At 57.5% G+C, this 19,264-nt stretch carries 20 protein-coding genes; 14 read left to right on the top strand and 6 right to left on the bottom strand.

Going from position 1 to position 19,264, the window contains the following annotated elements; all coding sequences use genetic code 11:
• Window positions 1-130 precede the first annotated feature (130 nt).
• Complete coding sequence (locus tag E6W33_RS10950; protein WP_136417318.1) at window positions 131-979, bottom strand: pyruvate, water dikinase regulatory protein; 849 nt, start codon at window positions 977-979, stop codon at window positions 131-133.
• A gap of 174 nt (window positions 980-1,153) precedes the next feature.
• On the opposite strand from E6W33_RS10950, the gene ppsA reads away from it, so the two are divergent.
• From ppsA to E6W33_RS10935, 3 genes are all read left to right on the top strand, one after another.
• Entirely contained in the window at window positions 1,154-3,580 is a 2,427-nt protein-coding gene (ppsA, locus tag E6W33_RS10945) for a phosphoenolpyruvate synthase (protein WP_136417317.1), read from the top strand.
• Window positions 3,581-3,869: 289 nt separating this feature from the next.
• On the top strand, window positions 3,870-4,313 hold the full coding sequence (locus E6W33_RS10940) for an NfeD family protein (protein WP_136417475.1): 444 nt from the start codon (window positions 3,870-3,872) through the stop codon (window positions 4,311-4,313).
• A 22-nt stretch (window positions 4,314-4,335) separates the two neighbouring features.
• A complete protein-coding gene (locus tag E6W33_RS10935; RefSeq protein WP_211097302.1) occupies window positions 4,336-5,256 on the top strand; it encodes a stomatin-like protein in 921 nt (306 codons plus the stop codon).
• Between the two features lie 19 nt (window positions 5,257-5,275).
• On the opposite strand, the gene smpB is transcribed toward E6W33_RS10935, so the two are convergent.
• Window positions 5,276-5,725, bottom strand: a complete 450-nt coding sequence (smpB, locus tag E6W33_RS10930) for an SsrA-binding protein SmpB (protein WP_136417315.1) — start codon at window positions 5,723-5,725, stop codon at window positions 5,276-5,278.
• Between the two features lie 67 nt (window positions 5,726-5,792).
• On the opposite strand from smpB, the gene E6W33_RS10925 reads away from it, so the two are divergent.
• The gene (locus E6W33_RS10925; protein ID WP_136417314.1) at window positions 5,793-6,224 is read left to right on the top strand and encodes a type II toxin-antitoxin system RatA family toxin; all 432 of its coding nucleotides are present in this window, start codon (window positions 5,793-5,795) and stop codon (window positions 6,222-6,224) included.
• Window positions 6,217-6,513 (top strand): RnfH family protein, encoded by a 297-nt coding sequence (locus tag E6W33_RS10920; protein WP_136417313.1) that lies wholly within the window; start codon window positions 6,217-6,219, stop codon window positions 6,511-6,513. The genes E6W33_RS10925 and E6W33_RS10920 overlap by 8 nt, the downstream gene beginning before the upstream one ends.
• Window positions 6,514-6,543: 30 nt before the next feature.
• Here the strand turns inward: E6W33_RS10920 and E6W33_RS10915 are convergent, their stop codons facing one another.
• Entirely contained in the window at window positions 6,544-7,050 is a 507-nt protein-coding gene (locus E6W33_RS10915) for a DUF4124 domain-containing protein (protein WP_136417312.1), read from the bottom strand.
• A 154-nt stretch (window positions 7,051-7,204) separates the two neighbouring features.
• Here E6W33_RS10915 and guaB point away from each other — a divergent pair, with 154 nt between their 5' ends.
• The 9 genes from guaB to ldcA all read left to right on the top strand — a co-directional run bounded on the left by guaB (window position 7,205) and on the right by ldcA (window position 15,710).
• Window positions 7,205-8,665, top strand: coding sequence for an IMP dehydrogenase (gene guaB, locus E6W33_RS10910; protein ID WP_136417311.1), 1,461 nt, complete (start codon window positions 7,205-7,207; stop codon window positions 8,663-8,665).
• A gap of 30 nt (window positions 8,666-8,695) precedes the next feature.
• On the top strand, window positions 8,696-9,724 hold the full coding sequence (locus E6W33_RS10905; RefSeq protein ID WP_168798608.1) for a sensor domain-containing diguanylate cyclase: 1,029 nt from the start codon (window positions 8,696-8,698) through the stop codon (window positions 9,722-9,724).
• Window positions 9,725-9,741: 17 nt separating this feature from the next.
• Complete coding sequence (guaA, locus tag E6W33_RS10900; protein WP_136417309.1) at window positions 9,742-11,322, top strand: glutamine-hydrolyzing GMP synthase; 1,581 nt, start codon at window positions 9,742-9,744, stop codon at window positions 11,320-11,322.
• Entirely contained in the window at window positions 11,319-11,954 is a 636-nt protein-coding gene (gene queE / locus E6W33_RS10895) for a 7-carboxy-7-deazaguanine synthase (protein ID WP_136417308.1), read from the top strand. Before guaA ends, queE begins: the two co-directional genes overlap by 4 nt.
• A 5-nt stretch (window positions 11,955-11,959) precedes the next feature.
• On the top strand, window positions 11,960-12,406 hold the full coding sequence (gene queD, locus E6W33_RS10890) for a 6-carboxytetrahydropterin synthase QueD (protein WP_136417307.1): 447 nt from the start codon (window positions 11,960-11,962) through the stop codon (window positions 12,404-12,406).
• A 6-nt stretch (window positions 12,407-12,412) separates the two neighbouring features.
• Complete coding sequence (tadA, locus tag E6W33_RS10885) at window positions 12,413-12,907, top strand: tRNA adenosine(34) deaminase TadA (protein ID WP_136417306.1); 495 nt, start codon at window positions 12,413-12,415, stop codon at window positions 12,905-12,907.
• A 94-nt stretch (window positions 12,908-13,001) separates the two neighbouring features.
• Window positions 13,002-13,829 (top strand): alpha/beta fold hydrolase, encoded by an 828-nt coding sequence (locus E6W33_RS10880; protein ID WP_247869615.1) that lies wholly within the window; start codon window positions 13,002-13,004, stop codon window positions 13,827-13,829.
• Between the two features lie 16 nt (window positions 13,830-13,845).
• On the top strand, window positions 13,846-14,757 hold the full coding sequence (locus E6W33_RS10875; RefSeq protein WP_136417305.1) for an alpha/beta hydrolase: 912 nt from the start codon (window positions 13,846-13,848) through the stop codon (window positions 14,755-14,757).
• A gap of 23 nt (window positions 14,758-14,780) precedes the next feature.
• On the top strand, window positions 14,781-15,710 hold the full coding sequence (gene ldcA, locus E6W33_RS10870; RefSeq protein ID WP_136417304.1) for a muramoyltetrapeptide carboxypeptidase: 930 nt from the start codon (window positions 14,781-14,783) through the stop codon (window positions 15,708-15,710).
• Here the strand turns inward: ldcA and E6W33_RS10865 are convergent.
• The 3 genes from E6W33_RS10865 to E6W33_RS10855 are packed head-to-tail and all read right to left on the bottom strand — an operon-like array spanning window position 15,693 to window position 19,206.
• Window positions 15,693-16,589, bottom strand: coding sequence for an aldose 1-epimerase (locus E6W33_RS10865; RefSeq protein WP_136417303.1), 897 nt, complete (start codon window positions 16,587-16,589; stop codon window positions 15,693-15,695). The two genes, ldcA and E6W33_RS10865, sit on opposite strands and share 18 nt — an antisense overlap.
• Before the next feature lie 11 nt (window positions 16,590-16,600).
• Window positions 16,601-17,473, bottom strand: coding sequence for an SMP-30/gluconolactonase/LRE family protein (locus E6W33_RS10860; RefSeq protein WP_136417302.1), 873 nt, complete (start codon window positions 17,471-17,473; stop codon window positions 16,601-16,603).
• Window positions 17,474-17,484: 11 nt separating this feature from the next.
• Window positions 17,485-19,206 carry an IlvD/Edd family dehydratase gene (locus E6W33_RS10855; RefSeq protein ID WP_136417301.1) on the bottom strand — a complete coding sequence of 574 codons (1,722 nt, stop codon included), beginning with the start codon at window positions 19,204-19,206 and terminating at the stop codon, window positions 17,485-17,487.
• Window positions 19,207-19,264 lie beyond the last annotated feature (58 nt).

Below are 19,264 nucleotides of genomic sequence, written 5' to 3'. Positions count from 1 at the left end.
AAGCTTTGTGTAAGCTTTTTTGTAAGAGTTCCTGATTCAAAAGAAATAAAAAAAGCCGCCATGCATCTGCACGGCGGCTTTTGTAATAAAGACAAGAATTAGAGGTGCTGGAAAGGAGCTTGCTTGAAGACTAATACGACGGATTTTCGGACTTGATCTCTTGAAGAATCATTGTTGCAATTTCCTCAATGGATTTTGCTGTTGATGACATCCATCGAATACCTTCATGCTGCATCATTTTCTCGGCTTCATTCACTTCATATCGGCAGTTTTCCAATGAAGCATACTTGCTCCCTGGCCGACGTTCGTTTCGCACCTCGGAGAGGCGGTCAGGAGCAATGGACAGGCCAAAAATCTTCCTTTTGTAGGGCAGCAAATCGCGAGGCAGCTTGGCGCGTTCGAAATCCTCGGGAATCAACGGATAGTTAGCCGCCTTGACCCCATATTGCATTGCCAGGTAGAGGCTGGTCGGCGTTTTTCCTGACCGCGACACACCTACGAGAATTACGTCCGCTGCAGCGAGGTTCTGATTGGACTGGCCGTCGTCATGCGCGAGTGAGAAATTGATCGCTTCGATACGATTCTTGTAGTCGTCCGAATCAGCGATGTTGTGGCTACGCCCAATGGTATGGGTCGACTTGACTCCCAGCTCCTGTTCAAGCGGTTCAACAAATGTCTGGATCAGATCCATGTGCATGCCCTTTGACCGGCGAATCACGGAGGATAGTTCAGACTTCACGAGGGTGGAGAAGACAATTGGACGCTTGCCATCGCGTTCACACGCTTCATTGATGTCCCGCACGGCTTCATGCGCCTTGTCGAGGGTGTCGATGAACGGCAGGCGGATTTGCTTGAATCGCAACTCAAATTGCGTCAAAACGGAATGGCCAAAGGTTTCTGCGGTAATGCCGGTTCCATCGGAAACAAAAAAAACCGTGCGATCGGCCGGTGGCAAGTGAGATGCGGACAAGTCTGGCATAATGTTAATCAAATATAAAGCATGAAAAATTCTGTCGTGTGCGACACGATCCTGTTGCGCACTGTAAAATGACAACCAATTGATTACATCACACCGTGCTCACCAAGAATAACAAAAAGATCCGAGCGGCGACGGCGCATATGAAGATTTCTTATCATCAAAATAGAGGTAGTTATGTCCAACGCATTATCCACCGGGGCGACCCAGGAGGCTACGTACGTAGCTTCATTTGAAAACCTGAGAATGACGGACGTTGAGTCCGTCGGCGGCAAGAACGCGTCGCTCGGCGAAATGATCAGCCAGCTGGCTGGTGCCGGCGTCCGCGTGCCGGGCGGTTTTGCAACGACCGCTCAGGCTTTCCGTGATTTTCTTGCGTTCAGCACGAGTGGCGGGGCAACGCTCGGAGAGCGTATCGCCGATCGCTTGTCCACGCTCAACATCGACGATGTCCGAGCCTTGGCGCAGGCAGGTGCTGAAATTCGCCAATGGATCATCGAAACACCTTTCCAGCCGCGGTTGGAGCAGGAGATTCGCGAGTTTTACCAGCATCTCGTCGCCAGTTCGACGGCGGAAATGTCGTTTGCCGTACGCTCTTCCGCAACTGCTGAGGATTTGCCGGACGCATCGTTTGCAGGTCAGCAGGAGACCTTTCTGAACGTGGTAGGCATCGACAATGTGCTCGAAGCGATCAAACACGTCTTCGCGTCGCTGTATAACGACCGTGCGATCTCGTATCGTGTGCACAAAGGCTTTACGCATGCCGAGGTTGCACTCTCTGCAGGCGTACAACGCATGGTTCGATCCGATGTTGGTGCCGCAGGCGTGATGTTCACGCTGGATACGGAATCCGGATTCACGGACGTGGTGTTCATCACCTCCAGCTATGGATTGGGCGAGACCGTTGTGCAGGGTGCGGTCAATCCGGACGAGTTCTATGTTCACAAGCCGATGCTGGAAAAAGGCAAACTGCCAGTCATCCGTCGCAATATCGGCTCCAAGCTGATCAAGATGGAATTCACCGGTGAAGCCAAGGCCGGGCGATCGGTCAAAACGGTCGATGTGCCTATCGAGATGCGCAATCGTTATTCGCTGAACGATCAGGAAATCGTTGAACTGGCGAAATATGCAGTCATTATCGAGAAACACTACGGCCGCCCGATGGATATCGAATGGGGCAAGGATGGCCGGGACGGCAAGTTGTACATTCTCCAGGCACGCCCTGAGACGGTAAAGTCGCAGCAAAAGTCGACCGATGTGCAGCAGCGCTTCAAGCTCAAGAGCAGCGGCACGGTACTCGCTTCAGGCCGCGCAATCGGCCAGAAGATCGGCGCCGGTCCGGTTCGCGTGATTCGTGATCCCTCCGAGATGGAACGTGTGCAGCCGGGTGATGTGCTGGTCGCTGACATGACGGATCCGAACTGGGAGCCGGTGATGAAGCGTGCATCGGCCATCGTGACCAATCGCGGCGGACGTACCTGCCACGCGGCGATCATTGCGCGTGAGCTGGGTGTGCCGGCGGTAGTCGGCTGCGGCAATGCGACCGACATGCTGAAGGATGGAACGCTGGTGACCGTGTCATGTGCGGAGGGCGATGAGGGCAGGATCTACGACGGCTTGCTGGAAACTGAAGTGTCGGAAGTTTCTCGTGGCGCCTTGCCGGACTTGCCGCTGAAGATCATGATGAACGTCGGCAATCCGCAGCTCGCGTTCGACTTCCAGTCGATCCCGAACGGCGGCGTTGGCTTGGCGCGTCTGGAATTCATCATCAATAACAACATCGGCGTGCACCCGAAAGCCATTCTGGAATATCCGGGTATCGATGCGGATCTGAAGAAGGCGGTCGAATCCGTTGCGCGGGGCCATGCTTCGCCGAAGGCTTTTTACGTCGACAAGCTTGCGGAAGGCGTTGCGACCATTGCGGCCGCGTTCTGGCCGAAGCCGGTCATCGTGCGCCTGTCCGATTTCAAATCGAACGAGTACAAGAAGCTGATCGGTGGATCGCGCTACGAGCCGGACGAGGAAAATCCGATGCTTGGTTTCCGCGGAGCGGCACGCTACCTGGCTCCCGATTTTGCGGAAGCCTTTGAGATGGAATGCCAAGCGATGAAGCGCGTGCGCAATGACATGGGCTTCACCAACGTCGAGATCATGGTGCCGTTCGTTCGCACGCTGGGCCAGGCCGAGAAGGTGGTGAACCTTCTTGCGAAGAATGGTTTGCGGCGCGGTGAAAACGACTTGCGCCTGATCATGATGTGCGAAGTGCCGTCGAACGCAATTCTGGCCGAACAGTTCCTGGAGTTCTTTGACGGCTTCTCGATCGGTTCCAATGACCTGACCCAGCTGACCTTGGGTCTCGATCGTGATTCCGGCATGGAGTTGCTGGCCGTTGATTTCGATGAACGCGATCTCGCGGTAAAGGCGCTGCTGTCCAAGGCGATTGCGGCATGTCGTGCACAAGGCAAGTACATCGGTATTTGCGGCCAAGGCCCATCCGACCATCCGGACTTTGCGGAATGGCTGATGAAGGAGGGGATCATCTCGATTTCGCTGAATCCCGATACCGTGATTGACACTTGGCAGAAGTTGGCGTCAGCAAGTTAATCCGAGTTTGCTGTAGGGATTTTTCCTACGCACGTTTCACGAAAAGCGCGGACGTCCTGTCCGCGCTTTTTTGTTTACGCGCTGCGCTGTTGTGTGCCGGCAAAATGCGGAGGAAAAGCATTTGACGCTATGGAAATTTGGATTAGACTTGAGCCAACTTGTTACCGAACAATAACCAACAAAAACAGCAGTACCTGGGTGTATTGCGCCCCCGCGACTCTTTGGAGAGCGGGGGCTTTTTGTTTTTGACATATGATTGAAAAAATCAAATAGGGAACGGGGGGGGCGTATGGCGGAGTGGATGATCTGGTTCATTCTGGTGGGCGTTGTCATGATTCTTGAGATGTTCACCGGAACGTTCTACCTTCTGATGATCGGAATCGGCCTCGCCGCCGGCGGCACGGCCGCATTGGCCGGCGCTTCCGACGGCGCGCAATTGGTCGTGGCGGCGATTGTAGGCAGCATCGCGACTTACGGTCTGAGGCGCAGCAAGTGGGGAAGAACAGCGAGGCGAGAGGCTGCACGCGATCCGAATGTCAATCTCGACATCGGTCAGACGCTTGTCGTCGACGCTTGGTCCGGCAATGCTGGCGAAGCGAGAACTGCGCGCGCTACTTACCGGGGAGCGCAGTGGGATGTGGAGCTTGAGCACGGCGCCCGCGCACAGCCGGGAATGTTTGTCATCCGCGAAGTAAGAGGAAGTCGTCTCATCGTCGCAAATAGCGACAAATAACAAGAAAGGACGGGTAGTGGAAATGAGTTTTGGAACCCTCAGTCTGGTGATTTTTATTGTCGCGGTGGTATTCGTTGTCAAGACCATTAATGTGGTGCCGCAACAGCATGCATGGGTGGTGGAGCGCTTGGGCAAGTACCACGCGACGCTTGGCCCGGGACTCAACATCGTGCTTCCCTTTATCGATCGCATCGCCTACAAGCATTCGCTCAAGGAAATTCCACTCGATGTGCCCAGCCAAGTCTGCATCACCAAGGACAATACGCAACTGCAGGTTGACGGGATCCTGTATTTTCAGGTGACCGATGCGATGCGCGCATCCTACGGTTCTTCGAACTATATCGCGGCGATTACACAGTTGGCGCAGACGACGCTGCGCTCAGTCATAGGACGGCTGGAACTCGACAAGACATTTGAAGAGCGCGACTACATCAACAAGGCGATCGTCAATGCGATCGATGAATCGGCCGCAAACTGGGGCGTCAAAGTGCTGCGCTATGAGATCAAGGATCTGACGCCGCCGAAAGAGATCCTGCATGCCATGCAGGCGCAGATCACCGCAGAGCGGGAAAAGCGCGCATTGATCGCAGCATCGGAAGGGCGCAAGCAGGAGCAGATCAACATCGCGAGTGGCGAACGCGAAGCGGCTATTGCGAGATCGGAAGGTGAAAAACAGGCCGCGATCAATCGTGCACAAGGGCAGGCAGCAGCGATTCTTTCCATCGCCGAAGCAAGTGCGGAAGCCTTGCGCAAGACGGCTGCGGCAATCCGCGAACCCGGCGGTTCAGACGCAGTCAACCTGAAGGTGGCCGAGCAATACGTGAGCGCCTTCTCGCAACTCGCCAAGACCAATAATTCCATCATTGTTCCGGCCAACATGAGCGACATCAGCGGGCTGATTGCAAGTGCCATGCAGGTTGTGAAGTCGCAGCAGAAAGCGTAATGCTGCGCCGGTCGGAGACTCAGCGTCGATTCTGCTTCAGGATGGTTTGCTGCTCGCGCTGCCAGTCGCGCTGTCTTTCGCTCTCGCGCTTGTCGTGCTGCTTCTTGCCTTTGGCCAGGCCGATCTCGCATTTGATCCGGCCCTTGGCGAAGTGCATGTTGATTGGAACCAGCGTGTATCCGGCGCGCTCGACTTTGCCGATCAGTTTCTTGATTTCTTCTGCATTCAGCAGCAACTTGCGTGTGCGGACGGGATCCGGATTGATGTGGGTGGAAGCGGCAGATAGCGGGCTGATGTGGGCGCCGAACAAGAAGACCTCTCCCTGGCGCACGATGACGTAGGCTTCCTTCAACTGAACGCGTCCGGCGCGAATCGCCTTGACTTCCCATCCCTCCAAAACCATACCTGCTTCGAAGCGTTCCTCGATGAAGTAATCGTGGAAGGCTTTTTTATTGTCAACAATGCTCATGAATGTGGGAAACAGGACAGGTCAGTTAAAATTCTAAGTTCGTATTTTATCAAACGGATTATTTTCAATGGCTGTCGTACATAAGTCCGTATTGCTTGGGTATAGCGCCGAGCAGATGTTTGCGCTCGTTAGCAACTTCGAGGACTATCCGAAGTTTCTTCCATGGTGCGGCGGCGCTCAAGTGAAGCATCAAGATGGCGACCAGGTGATCGCGTCGATGACGATCAATTACCATGGCGTCAAGCAATCCTTTTCGACGGAGAATACGAATACACCTCCGACTTCGATCAAGATGGTGCTGATTGAGGGACCTTTCAAGCATCTCAACGGAACGTGGACCTTCAAACCCTTGCGATCGGACGCCTGCAAGATCGAATTCGACTTGGAATATGAATTTTCCAGCAAGATGCTGGAGCAGATCATCGGCCCGGTATTCAACATGATCGCGAACAGTTTCGTTGATTCCTTTTGCAAGCGGGCGGAGACGGTGTATGACTGACATCCGCGTGCAGGTTTGCTACGCAAGGCCGGAATCGCATCACATGCGGGAGCTGGATGTGCGTGAAGGTGCGACATTGCAATTCGCCATAGAGCAGAGCGGCATGCTGCGCGACTTGCCGGAAATCGACCTTGCCGTCTGCCGCGTTGGTGTGTATGGGAAGCTGAAGGCCTTGGACACTGTCCTGCGTGATGGCGATCGCGTCGAAATCTACCGGCCGCTGATTGCCGATCCCAAGGAATCCCGTCGCAAGCGGGCCGTAAAAAAGGAAGAGGCGAAGAACCGCTGAGCGGTCTTCATCCCTGGACAGGTCGCACTCTTATTTGCATTCGGAGAGTACTTTTTGAGCATCGCTTCGCTCCTGTGCGCGTTGCTCATCTGTCAAGAACGTGCGTTCCCCATTCTTGTCGACGCGAGCCATACGGCCGCCGGCGTCCAGCGTACGAAGATAATCCCGTGCGTGTTCGCACCGCTTGGCCTTCTCAGACGCGACCCGGGCTTCGTCTGCGGCTTTCTTCTCTTTTTCCGCTTGCTCGGTCATCCGCTTGCGAAATTCTGCGTTTTTCTCCGCGATGGTCAACTCGGGCTTGGCCGACGACGTAGCCGGGGCTGCATTTTCGGCTGGCGTTGTTGCCGGGATCGTGCCGCCTCTCGGCTGTTTCAGGATGCGATTCGCCGGGACGGAAGCCGGCGGCGGCATGTCCGAGAATTGCTTGATGCCTCGCTCATCAAGCCACACATATTGCGCGAACGCGGCGCCGCTCAGGGAGATCGTTGTCATGGCGATCGCCGAGGCGGCCAGGTGTCGAAGTGAAAAACGGATCATTGGTATCCTTGCACCAGAAACATAGTGTGGATTTCGCCATGCTTTGACGGGGATGTCAATCAACGAGAGGGGAGATTTCGTCTAAAAAAGTACGCAAAAACAACGTGTTCCGTGGATTACTGTATAATCCGCTTTTGCGCCTATAGGAATCACTATGCGTCTACTCCAAAAAGCACTCACATTCGATGACGTGCTGCTCGTCCCGGCACATTCGGACATTCTCCCCAAAGACACCTCCCTGAAAACGCGCCTGACGCGCAACATCACCCTGAATATTCCGCTGCTGTCGGCCGCGATGGATACGGTCACCGAAGCGCGGTTGGCAATCGCGATGGCGCAGGAGGGCGGCATAGGCATTATTCACAAGAATCTCAAGCCGAAAGATCAGGCCCGCGAGGTCGCAAAGGTCAAGCGTTTCGAGTCCGGCGTGGTACGTGATCCGATCACGATTCCGCCGACCACGCGCATTCGCGACGTGATCGCGCTGTCCGAGCAGCATGGCATCAGCGGTTTTCCGGTCGTCGAAGGCAAGACCGTAGTCGGCATCATCACCAACCGCGACCTGCGATTTGAAGAAGAGCTGGATGCGGAAGTGCGTGCCAAGATGACGCCGCGTGAAAGCCTGGTGTACGTGAAGGAAGGCGCAGGGCTTACCGAAGCCAAGCGGCTGATGAACAAGCACCGCCTGGAGCGCGTGATCGTGGTGAATGACGCATTTGAGCTGCGCGGCCTGATCACGGTGAAGGACATTCAGAAAGCGACCTCGCATCCGAATGCCTGCAAGGACGAACACGGAAAGCTGCGCGTGGGTGCAGCGGTTGGCGTCGGTGCCGACAATGACGAGCGCATCGACCTGCTGGTGAAAGCCGGTGTGGACGTGATCGTGGTCGATACGGCGCATGGCCATTCGAGAGGCGTGCTTGAGCGCGTCAAGTGGGTGAAAACACATTATCCGCAGGTGGACGTCATTGGCGGCAATATTGCTACCGCTGCAGCGGCGTTGGCCTTGGCCGAGCATGGCGCGGACGGCGTCAAGGTGGGCATCGGCCCGGGTTCGATCTGCACGACGCGTATTGTGGCCGGCGTAGGCGTGCCGCAAATCACGGCAATTTCCAACGTTTCCGACGCTCTCAAGTCGAGCGGCATTCCCTGTATCGCTGACGGAGGCATCCGCTTCTCCGGCGACATCTCCAAGGCCTTGGCCGCGGGCGCCTCCAGCGTCATGATGGGCAGCATGTTTGCCGGCACTGAAGAAGCGCCGGGCGAAGTGATTCTGTATCAGGGCCGTAGCTACAAGTCTTATCGTGGCATGGGCAGCTTGGGGGCGATGAGCGAAGGTTCGGCGGATCGATACTTCCAGGATTCGGCGAGCAATGCCGACAAGCTGGTCCCGGAGGGCATCGAAGGCCGCGTTCCTTACAAGGGCAGTGTGTTGGCGATCCTGTATCAGCTGGTCGGAGGCGTACGCTCGTCGATGGGTTATTGCGGCTGTGCGACGATTGATGAATTCCGCGAGAAGGCCGAGTTCGTCGAAATTACGTCGGCAGGCATGCGCGAGTCGCATGTGCATGACGTGCAGATCACGAAAGAAGCGCCGAACTACCGTGCGGAATGATCTCCGCATGTATTCAACGGTATGACACGCGTGGATAGCACCAAGCACACAGACACATCGATACTGCGACCAGAGCAGGCCGATGTTCTGAATGGTGATGTCGACCAGCAGATGCTGAGGATCAGCCGCATAGGCAAGACTCTGTTCGATGTGGCGAACTGCGTGATCAGATTTGGAGATACGCCGCCGGTTTTTCCCGACGGCGTACGGTCCATCGAATCGATCGAGACCGCTTTTTGCTACGGCATGTCGCTCCAGGACGAGCCGGTAGTGGCGCCGGATACGCGCAGTCATTCGCTGCTCGGCCAGCATCGGGCAGTCACTGGCGCGCCGTATATACGCTTTTACGCTTCGCATCCGGTTTATAACGGCGACAAGGCGCTGGTTGGCAGCATCAACCTGGTTGATTATGCGCCGCGGCCCGCGTTTCGCGAACGAGATATTCAGTTGCTTGCGGACCTGGCTGCGCTGGTGGAGCGCGAATTGCATCTCCGCCTGATCAATGCATCGCAGCTGGATCTGCAGAAGAAGAACAAGAACCTTCGGCGCAAGTCGCTGATCGACCCCTTGATCGGCACCTGGAACCGGGGTGCAATCATGCGCATCCTGACGATCGAGGCGGTCCGCTGCGACAAGGCCGGCGTGCCGTTGTCGCTGATCGTTGCCGATCTTGATTTTTTCAAGAAGATCAACGACACATACGGACACCCGGCGGGCGACACCGTGCTCGTCAAGGTCGCCAGCCGCTTGCGTTCCTGCATCCGCCCTCAGGAAGCGTTGGGGCGCTACGGCGGCGAAGAGTTCCTGATCGTGTTGCCAGGATCGTCCCATTCGACGGCAATGGCCGTGGCGGAGCGGATGCGGCTTGCGATTGTGTCGCAGCCGGAGGTGATCGGTGGCACGACGCTGAATCTGACGATCAGCGCGGGCGTTGCCTCCACGGACTTGTTCCCGACTGCGACAACAGAAGAATTGATCAGCCGAGCCGATATGGCGCTGTATGCCGCGAAAGACGCGGGGCGCAATCGGGTAGTCAAGGCGACTCCAGATTTATCCTGATTTTTTATTCGCACTCCATGCACTCTAAAATTCTCATTCTCGATTTCGGTTCCCAGGTAACTCAGCTGATCGCGCGCCGCGTGCGCGAGGCCGGCGTGTTCTCCGAGGTTTTTCCCTTCGATGTCAGCGATGACTTCGTGCGCAACTATGGCGCGGCCGGCATTATCTTGTCGGGCGGACCGAATTCGGTGACCGAGGGCGATACGCCGCGCGCGCCGCAATCGGTTTTCGAGATCGGCGTGCCGGTGCTCGGCATCTGCTACGGAATGCAGACCATGGCCGAGCAACTGGGCGGCAAGGTTGAAAGTGGCAAGGTGCGCGAGTTCGGTTATGCAGAGATTCGGGCGCGTGGACATACGTCGCTGCTGAATGGCATCAGCGACTTCGTGACGCCGGAAGGCCACGGCATGCTGAAGGTGTGGATGAGTCACGGCGATAAAGTCAACGAGATGCCGCCCGGCTTCAAACTGATGGCGTCGACCGATAATTGTCCGATCGCCGGCATGGCCGACGAAGAGCGGAAGCTGTATGCAGTGCAATTCCACCCGGAAGTAACGCACACGCAGCAGGGCAAAGCGATCCTCAGCCGTTTCGTCCACGAGATTTGCGGATGCAAGGCGGACTGGAACATGCCCGATTACATCTCGGAGGCGGTCGAGGCGATTCGCAAGCAGGTCGGCAATGACGAGGTCATTCTCGGCTTGTCGGGCGGCGTTGACAGCAGTGTCGCAGCGGCCTTGATTCATCGCGCCATCGGCGATCAGTTGACCTGCGTGTTCGTTGATCACGGCTTGCTCCGGCTCGATGAGGGCAAGATGGTGATGAACATGTTCGGCAAGAACCTGGGCGTGAAGGTCATCCATGTCGATGCGACCGAGCAGTTCATGGGCAAGCTGGCCGGCGTTTCCGATCCGGAAGCTAAACGCAAGATCATCGGGCGCGAGTTTGTCGAAGTGTTCCAGGCCGAAGCCGGCAAGCTGAAAAATGCGAAGTGGCTGGCGCAGGGCACAATCTATCCGGACGTGATTGAGAGCGCCGGCAAGGGCAAGAAAACGGCGCATACCATCAAGAGTCATCACAATGTCGGCGGCTTGCCGGAGACGCTCAACCTCAAGCTGCTGGAACCGCTGCGCGAATTGTTCAAGGATGAGGTGCGTGAACTCGGCGTTGCACTCGGCCTGCCCCATGATATGGTGTATCGCCATCCGTTCCCGGGACCGGGGCTGGGCGTGCGCATCCTGGGTGAAGTGAAGAAAGAATACGCGGATCTGCTACGCCGCGCCGACGCAATCTTCATCGAGGAATTGCGTGCGACAAAGGACGAGGAAGGCAAATCCTGGTACGACAAGACCAGCCAGGCATTCGCGGTATTCCTGCCGGTGAAATCTGTGGGCGTGATGGGCGATGGCCGCACCTATGAGTACGTCGTCGCATTGCGTGCGGTACAGACGCAGGATTTCATGACCGCGCACTGGGCGCACTTGCCGCACGAGTTGCTGGGCAAGGTTTCCAATCGCATTATCAATGAAGTGCGCGGTCTCAATCGCGTGGTGTACGACATTTCCGGAAAACCGCCGGCGACGATCGAGTGGGAATGACATACAGCGTCAAGGAAATCTTCTACACGCTGCAGGGGGAAGGAACGCATGCCGGACGTCCTGCAGTATTTTGCCGGTTCACCGGATGTAATTTGTGGACCGGCAGGGAGAGCGATCGCGCCTCTGCCATATGCAAGTTCTGTGACACGGATTTCGTCGGCACCGACGGTGAGTTGGGCGGGAAGTTCAAGGACAGCGAGAGCCTCGCGCAAACCATTGATGCTCTCTGGCCGGCAAGTTATGCGGCAAGCAAGTTCGTTGTGTTTACCGGCGGCGAGCCGCTGCTTCAGCTGGACGATGCGCTGATCAGAAGCATGCACGATCACGGCTTCGAGATCGCCATTGAAACCAATGGCACCTTGCCGGTACCGGCAGGCGTCGACTGGATCTGCGTCAGTCCGAAAATGGGTTCAGAGCTGTGCGTACGCAAGGGAAGCGAGCTGAAGGTCGTCATCCCGCAGGACGGGCAGTCGCTTGCCGACTACGAATCGCTGGAGTTCGAGCATTTTTACGTGCAGCCGATGGCCGGCCCCGACCTTGAACGCAATACCCGGCTTGCGATTGAAATCTGCAAGGCGCACCCGAAGTGGAAGCTGAGCCTGCAAACGCATAAGCTGCTTCAAATACCCTGATTATCATGTTGACCATTACCCGCAAGCTGGAATTTGATGCCGGTCATCGCATTCCCGATCATAAGAGCCAGTGCCGCAATTTGCACGGGCACCGCTACACGCTCGAAATCACGCTCGTTGGCTCCGTGATTCAGGAAGAGGGCAGTTCCGACAACGGCATGATCATGGACTTTTCCGATGTGAAAGCATTGGCAAAGCAACATCTGGTCGATGTCTGGGACCACGCCTTCCTCGCGTACGAGAAGGACACTGTTGTGCGGGAATTCCTGGAATCGCTTCCGGGACATAAAACGGTCATCATCAGCAGCATTCCGACCGTAGAGAATCTCGCGCAGACCGCATTCAATATTCTCAAGGCCGCATACCAGGACCGTTATGGAACGGGCTTGCGGCTGCATAAGCTGGTCCTGCACGAAACCCCCAATTGCTGGGCCGAAATCACTGACGACTGAAACTTCATGCAAGAGTCCGTCTACATGCAATTAGCGATCTCGCAAGCGCACAATGCCTGGGCCTTGGGCGAGGTTCCGGTCGGTGCGATCGTCGTGAAGGACGGCGAGGTGATTGCGACCGGATTCAATCAGCCGATCGGAACGCATGATCCGACCGCGCATGCGGAGATCATGGCCTTGCGGGCGGCGTCGGCAATTCTCGGAAACTATCGGCTTCCCGGCTGCGAGCTCTACGTGACGCTTGAGCCATGCGCCATGTGTTCCGGCGCAATGATGCATGCGCGACTGGCGCGCGTGGTGTTCGGGGCGTCCGATCCGAAGACGGGCGCCTGCGGCTCTATCGTCAACCTGTTCGAGCAGGAAAAACTCAATCATCACACCGAAGTGGTCGGCGGCGTGCTCGCGGACGAGTGCGGTGCGCTGCTAAGAGAGTTCTTTGCCGAGCGTCGGCGCACCACGCAGCGCGCCATCGATTCCGCCCTGGAATCGGACAAGACCTGACATTGTCCCGCGTTCGTGCTCCGGCAGAGTTCCCGGCGCTCGTGTACAGTAATCGGTAATCTTCAAACACCCACCTTCGTGTGGTGTTCTTATCATGATGCGACAGAGAAAACTGATTTTGAAGCAATCCGATCAGAAGCGTCGCCCCCCTGCGGACAATGAATTGCATGAAGTGCAAGCTCCCAGCTGGCTTCTGCTCGCGCTCGAAGGGCGCGCGGCCTGGGAGTTTGGTGCGTCGCTGGTTGCGGCGCCCCTGCTCAAGAGCGTACCGAAGGGAGACGGCCATCCGGTGCTGGTATTTCCGGGACTGGTGACGGGAGATTTTTCCACCCTGGTATTACGGAATTACATCGAGCAGTGTGGTTATGTCCCCTATGCATGGGAGCAAGGGTTGAATCTCGGCCCTCGCCCCGGCGTGATCGAACGTTGCGTGGAGCGCGTGCAGTCTCTGCGTCAACATCACAAAGCGCCGGTGAGCCTGGTCGGCTGGAGCCTGGGAGGCATCTACGCACGCGAGATCGCGAAACAGATTCCCGACGATGTACGCATGGTGGTTACGCTAGGCACGCCATTTGCAGGCAATCCGAAAGCGAACAACGCTTGGCGGCTCTATGAGATGGCCAGCGGGCAAAGCATAGAAAGCGATCTGCGCACGGTGCATCTGCACAAGGCCCCGCCGGTGCCGACAACATCGATCTATAGCAGGACCGATGGCGTTGTCGCGTGGCGCTGCAGCGTGGAGCGTGAATCCGAACGCTCCGAGAACATCGAGATTCATGCAAGCCATCTTGGCATGTGCATGAACCCGACGGCCTTGTACGCCGTTGCAGATCGACTCGCGCAAGCACACGGCGACTGGAAGCGCTTCGACGCGAACGGGCTGAACGGAGTGAAGAAATTGTTGTACCGAAGCGCAAAATAGCGAAGGGAAATTCGACTTGCCTACAATTCAAGCAAATGGCATCAAGCTGGCCTACGATCTGCAGGGCGATCCGAAAGGCGAGCCGATCCTGCTGATCGCCGGGCTCGGGCTGCAGCTGATTTCATGGCCTGATGCGTTTTGCAAAGGATTGACCGATCAGGGATTTCGCGTCATCCGTTTCGACAATCGCGATAGCGGCCTGTCGAGCAAGATGGATCACTTCGGCAAACCCGATCTGCATTTCGCGTTTTTCAAAACCCTGTTTCACATGCCCCTGTTCAGCGGCTACACCTTGTATGACATGGCAAAGGACGGAACCTGTCTGCTGGACGAACTCGGCATCGAAAAAGCCCACATCGTCGGCGCATCCATGGGCGGAATGATTGCGCAGATCATCGCGGCGCGCTATCCGCATCGTGCATTGACGCTTACCTCGATCATGTCCACCAGCGGTCGCCCGGGCTTGCCGGGGCCGGCATTGGAGGCGAACAAAGCCTTGTTTTCGCGTCCGGACAACCCGCGCGACATCAACAGCGTAATCGATCATTTCGTCAAGATGTTCAAGGTGATCGGCAGCCCCTCATATCCGACTCCCGATGAAGAATTGCGCAAGAGGGTGACCGCAAGCGTGCGGCGTAACGTGAGCGTGAGCGGAACGGCGCGCCAGATCATGGCTGTGGCGTCGTCCGGTGACCAGGGAGCGCTGCTGCGAACCGTCAAAACGCCGACGCTGGTCATCCACGGAACTGACGATCCTCTGGTGCCGGTCGCCTGCGGACGCGATACGGCGCGCTTGGTGTCGGGTTCGATCTTGCATGAGATCGAGGGGATGGGACATGATTTCCCGCCGGCGCTGGATGGTGTATTGTCCGGATTGATTGTGGCGCATTGCAAAGGCGAATTGGAGCCGGAGGCGCGCCGCGCGTGAAGGATTCACTTTCTGGACAGGCGATGGGAGCAGAACAAGATCTTTCCGGCATCACGGTGGCGATCGTCGCGCCGGGAGGCTATGCGGCGGATGTGAATGCGGTGGAGCGCGCCACGAAGCGTCTGGAAGCATGCGGATGCCGGGTGCGCAATTTCTACAATGCCTCGGCAATCCATCAGCGCTTCGGCGGCACGGATGCCGGACGCCTGGCGCAGTTGCATGCGGCGGCATCCGACCCCGATGTGCAGATTGTCCTCGCGCTGCGCGGCGGCTATGGCATGTCGCGATTATTGCCGGCGCTGGATTTCACCGCATTGGCGACAAGCAGGAAACTGTTTGTCGGGCACAGCGACTTCACCGCACTGCAGATGGGATTGCTGTCGCACAGCGGTGGGATCAGCTTCGCGGGGCCGATGATCTGCGACGATTTTTCGCGCGAAGAGACGAGCACGTTCACGCTGACGAATTTCTGGCAGTGCGTCACCAGCCAGACCCATACCCTGCGCTTTGAAGGCGAGGGAAATCCGGCCCTCGATGTGTCCGGGATTCTATGGGGCGGCAACCTGACCATGCTCGCGCATCTCGCCGGAACGCCATACATGCCGCGCATCGCGGATGGCATCCTGTTCATCGAGGACGTCAATGAGCATCCGTACCGGGTAGAACGCATGCTGCTGCAACTCTTCCACGCCGGATTGCTGAATCAGAAGGCAATCGTGCTGGGTGATTTTTCCAGTTACCGCTTGACCGAGTATGACAATGGCTATGATTTCGCAGCCATGCTTGCCTACCTGCGAGAGCGTCTGGGCGTTCCGATACTGACGGGTCTCCCGTTCGGGCATACGCGCGACAAAGCGACCCTGGCGGTCGGCTGCGAGGCACACTTGCGTTCGAATGGGCAAGCAGTATCGCTCACGATGTCAGGTTACCCCTTCCTATCGCCGGCCGCCTGAAGGGCCGACCAGAAATTTTGCGCGCAGCGCGAGACTATCGCCATGCGCCAGATAGGCCAATCCGGGTTGGCCCGGCATGTGAAAAGCATCGATCGGATGGGTGATCGGTTCAAGGCAAAAATAATCGCGGCCCGGCGGCCGATAGAGCAAGGTGTAGCCGTTACAGTCGGGCATGACCATCGTGAGTGACAACCCTCGATCGGGATAATCGATCAGTGCCTTGCCGTTCCAGCCGGTATAGCAGTTGTCGATCATCGGGCCGTCGAGCGACGACAGCATGTTGTAGTCCCATGTGGGCGGAAATAAGGTCGCATGCTCAACAGGAATCGGATCGTCACCGGACAGCCAGACACCCTCGGCTTTGAACTGCAGGCGGGTCCGGTCATTTCGGACGAAGTAGGGATGCAGCCCGAGGCCGAAGGGTAAAGACTCATGGCCGGTGTTGGTAACGGTCAGATCGATTTGCAGGCCGTCCGGGAGCAGCAAAAAGGTTTGCGTGCTGCGATAGTGATAGGGGCTTCGGTCGAAGCCGCGCGATTCAAGCGTCAGCTTTATACGGTCTTGCGCATGCTCGCTCATCTGCCAGGCTTGCAGCCAGCCGTCTCCATGGATCGGATAATGCTCTTCGGCCCGGTTGGCATGGATCGCATACATGCGGCCTTCATGTTCGAAGCCGCCTTGCGTCATCCGGTTGGACCACGGCACAAGTGGAAAACATGCCAGTGTGTAGCGATCTACGGAGGCGCCATCCCACGGCCGGAACAAGGATATCCATCCATCGCCGGTCTTCCATTCCCAGGCGGTAACGCTACCTCCCAGTTCGGGCGCCAATTGCAGGCGTTGTGTTTCCGATTCCTGCGAAACAAGTTGGGTGCTCATGGCTGGCTGCGCTATCCACGAAAGAAGTTGGCGGGGACGCCGGCGACGTCCATGTCTAGCGCAAATAGACCGCCCGCGAGCGGTTCGCGTTCCCGTTGCTGCGGCGACAGACCGGTTGCGGCTGTGGTGATGTACAGCGTTCTCAATTCAGAACCGCCGAATGCGCAACTGCTGACTTGGCTGCATGGCAGCTCGATTGACCGCAATACCTTGCCAGCCGGATCGTGACAAGTCAGTTTGCCGGCGCCCCAATGCGCAATCCACAGACTGCCTTCTGCATCGGTGGTCATGCCATCAGGCGATCCTTCTTCTCCACCGAATTGCAGGAATAAGCGCTTGTTGGATAGCGCGCCGGATTCGGGGTCGCAATCAAACGCGAATACCCGGCCGTTGACGCTGTCGTTGTGGTACAGGGTACGGCCATCCGCAGACCAGGCCGGGCCGTTAGTGACGATATAGCCGCTATCCATGCGGACGCAGATCAGATCCGGCGTCAAACAGTAGAGTGAGCCGGTCGGTTGTCTGGCCGCGAAGTCCATCGTGCCAGCCCAGAAGCGGCCGAGGCGATCGCACTTTCCGTCGTTGAAGCGATTGGCCGGCAGCTCTGCCTCGACATCGAGCAGCGGCGTCAGCGCTTCGGTATTCGGATTGAATGTGGCGAAGCGATGGCGCTGTGTGATGATCAAACCGTCCTCTGCCGCGCGCTCCGCGACGGCGGATATCTCCTGGTCGAACTGCCAGGTGCGCTGTCCTTCTTTCGCCGAGTAGCGATGCAGGCAATGACTCAGGATATCGACCCAGTAGAGCGATTGTTCTCGGACCGACCATAGCGGGCCTTCACCGAGTTCGGCATGTGCGTTCCATACGCATTCCGGGGCGTTCATGGCTGCCTCCGTCAATGCGATTCGCGCGGCACTGGCGCGCCGCTCTTCCCGACGAGGAAGTCGAGGTCCGCACCGAGATGCGCCTGTTGCACATGATCGACATACAGCCTGGCATAGCCGCGTGCGGGCATCGGCGGTGGCACCCATTCGGCCTTGCGACGCTGCAGTTCCTCATTGCTGACTTCGAGATGCAGGCTGCGCTCGCCGACGTCCAGTTGCACCATGTCGCCCTCGCGCACCAACGCCAGCGGACCGCCGATGGCGGCCTCGGGCGAGGTGTGGAGCACCACGGTGCCGTATGCAGTCCCGCTCATGCGCGCATCCGAAATGCGCACCATGTCGGTGATACCCTTTTCAAGGATCTTCTTTGGCAGGGGCATGTTGCCGACTTCCGCCATGCCCGGATAGCCGCATGGACCGCAGTTCTTCAAGACCATCACACAGGTCTCGTCGATATCGAGCGCCGGGTCGTCGATCCGGTTGCGCAAGTCTTCGATCGAGTCGAACACCACCGCGCGTCCGCGATGCTTGAGCAAGTGCGACGACGCGGCAGACGGTTTGATCACCGCGCCATCGGGAGCGAGATTGCCTTTGAGGATGGCAATGCCGGCGTTTTCCTTGAAGGGTTGATCGATACTCTTGATGACATCGCGGTTGTAGCAGGGCGCGTCCTCGATGTTTTGCCCCAGCGATCTGCCATTCACGGTCAGCACGTTCAGATGCAGCAGATGCCGGATCTCGTTCATCACCGCGGGAAGGCCGCCGGCATAATAAAAATCTTCCATCAGATAGTGGCCGGACGGCTGGAGGTTGACCAGGCAGGGCATGCCTTTTCCGATACGATCCCAATCTTCGAGCGTGAGGTCGATGCCGACCCTCCCGGCGATTGCCAGCAGGTGCACCACCGCGTTGGTCGATCCGCCGATGGCCGCATTGACCCGGATGGCATTTTCGAAGGCTTCGCGCGTGAGGATCTTGTCCATGCCGAGATCCTCTTCCACCATTTGCACGATGCGTCGTCCGCTCAACTGCGCAAGGCGATTGCGCCGCGTGTCGGGCGCGGGAACGGCCGCATTGCCGGGCAGCGACATGCCGAGCGCTTCCACCATGCTGGCCATCGTCGAGGCCGTGCCCATGGTCATGCAATGCCCTGCGGAGCGATTCATGCAAGCTTCCGCCTCGCTGAACTCCTGCTGCGTCATCAAGCCGCCGCGCACCATTTCCGACATCATCCAGACACCGGTGCCGGAGCCGATGTCCTTGCCGCGAAACTTTCCGTTCAACATCGGCCCGCCTGAAATGCCTATGGTCGGCAGTCCGCAACTTGCGGCACCCATCATCAAGGCGGGCGTGGTCTTGTCGCAGCCCATCAACAGGACGACGCCGTCAATCGGGTTGCCGCGTATCGATTCTTCGACATCCATGCTGGCAAGGTTGCGAAACAGCATTGCCGTCGGACGCAATTGCGTTTCTCCGAGAGACATCACGGGGAACTCCAGCGGGAATCCGCCTGCCTCAAGTACACCGCGTTTGACAAATTCAGCCAACTCGCGGAAGTGGCTGTTGCACGGAGTTAATTCGGACCAGGTATTGCAGATGCCGATGATCGGCCGGCCATCCACTTCGTCTTGTGGATGTCCCGCTTTCAAGGTCCAGCTCCGGTGCACGAAGCCGTCGCGGTCCTGCTTTTCAAACCATGCCTGGCTGCGACGATAGGTTTTTTGGATGGTCATGACAGGGTCTAGAGGAGGGGTTTCGACTCAGAATCAATATTGATTGACCATCGAATCG

Origin of the sequence: Herbaspirillum sp. ST 5-3 (assembly GCF_004804275.1) — a bacterium.
Classification (GTDB): domain Bacteria; phylum Pseudomonadota; class Gammaproteobacteria; order Burkholderiales; family Burkholderiaceae_D; genus Noviherbaspirillum.
This window is presented reverse-complemented; position numbering and strand designations above follow the sequence as displayed.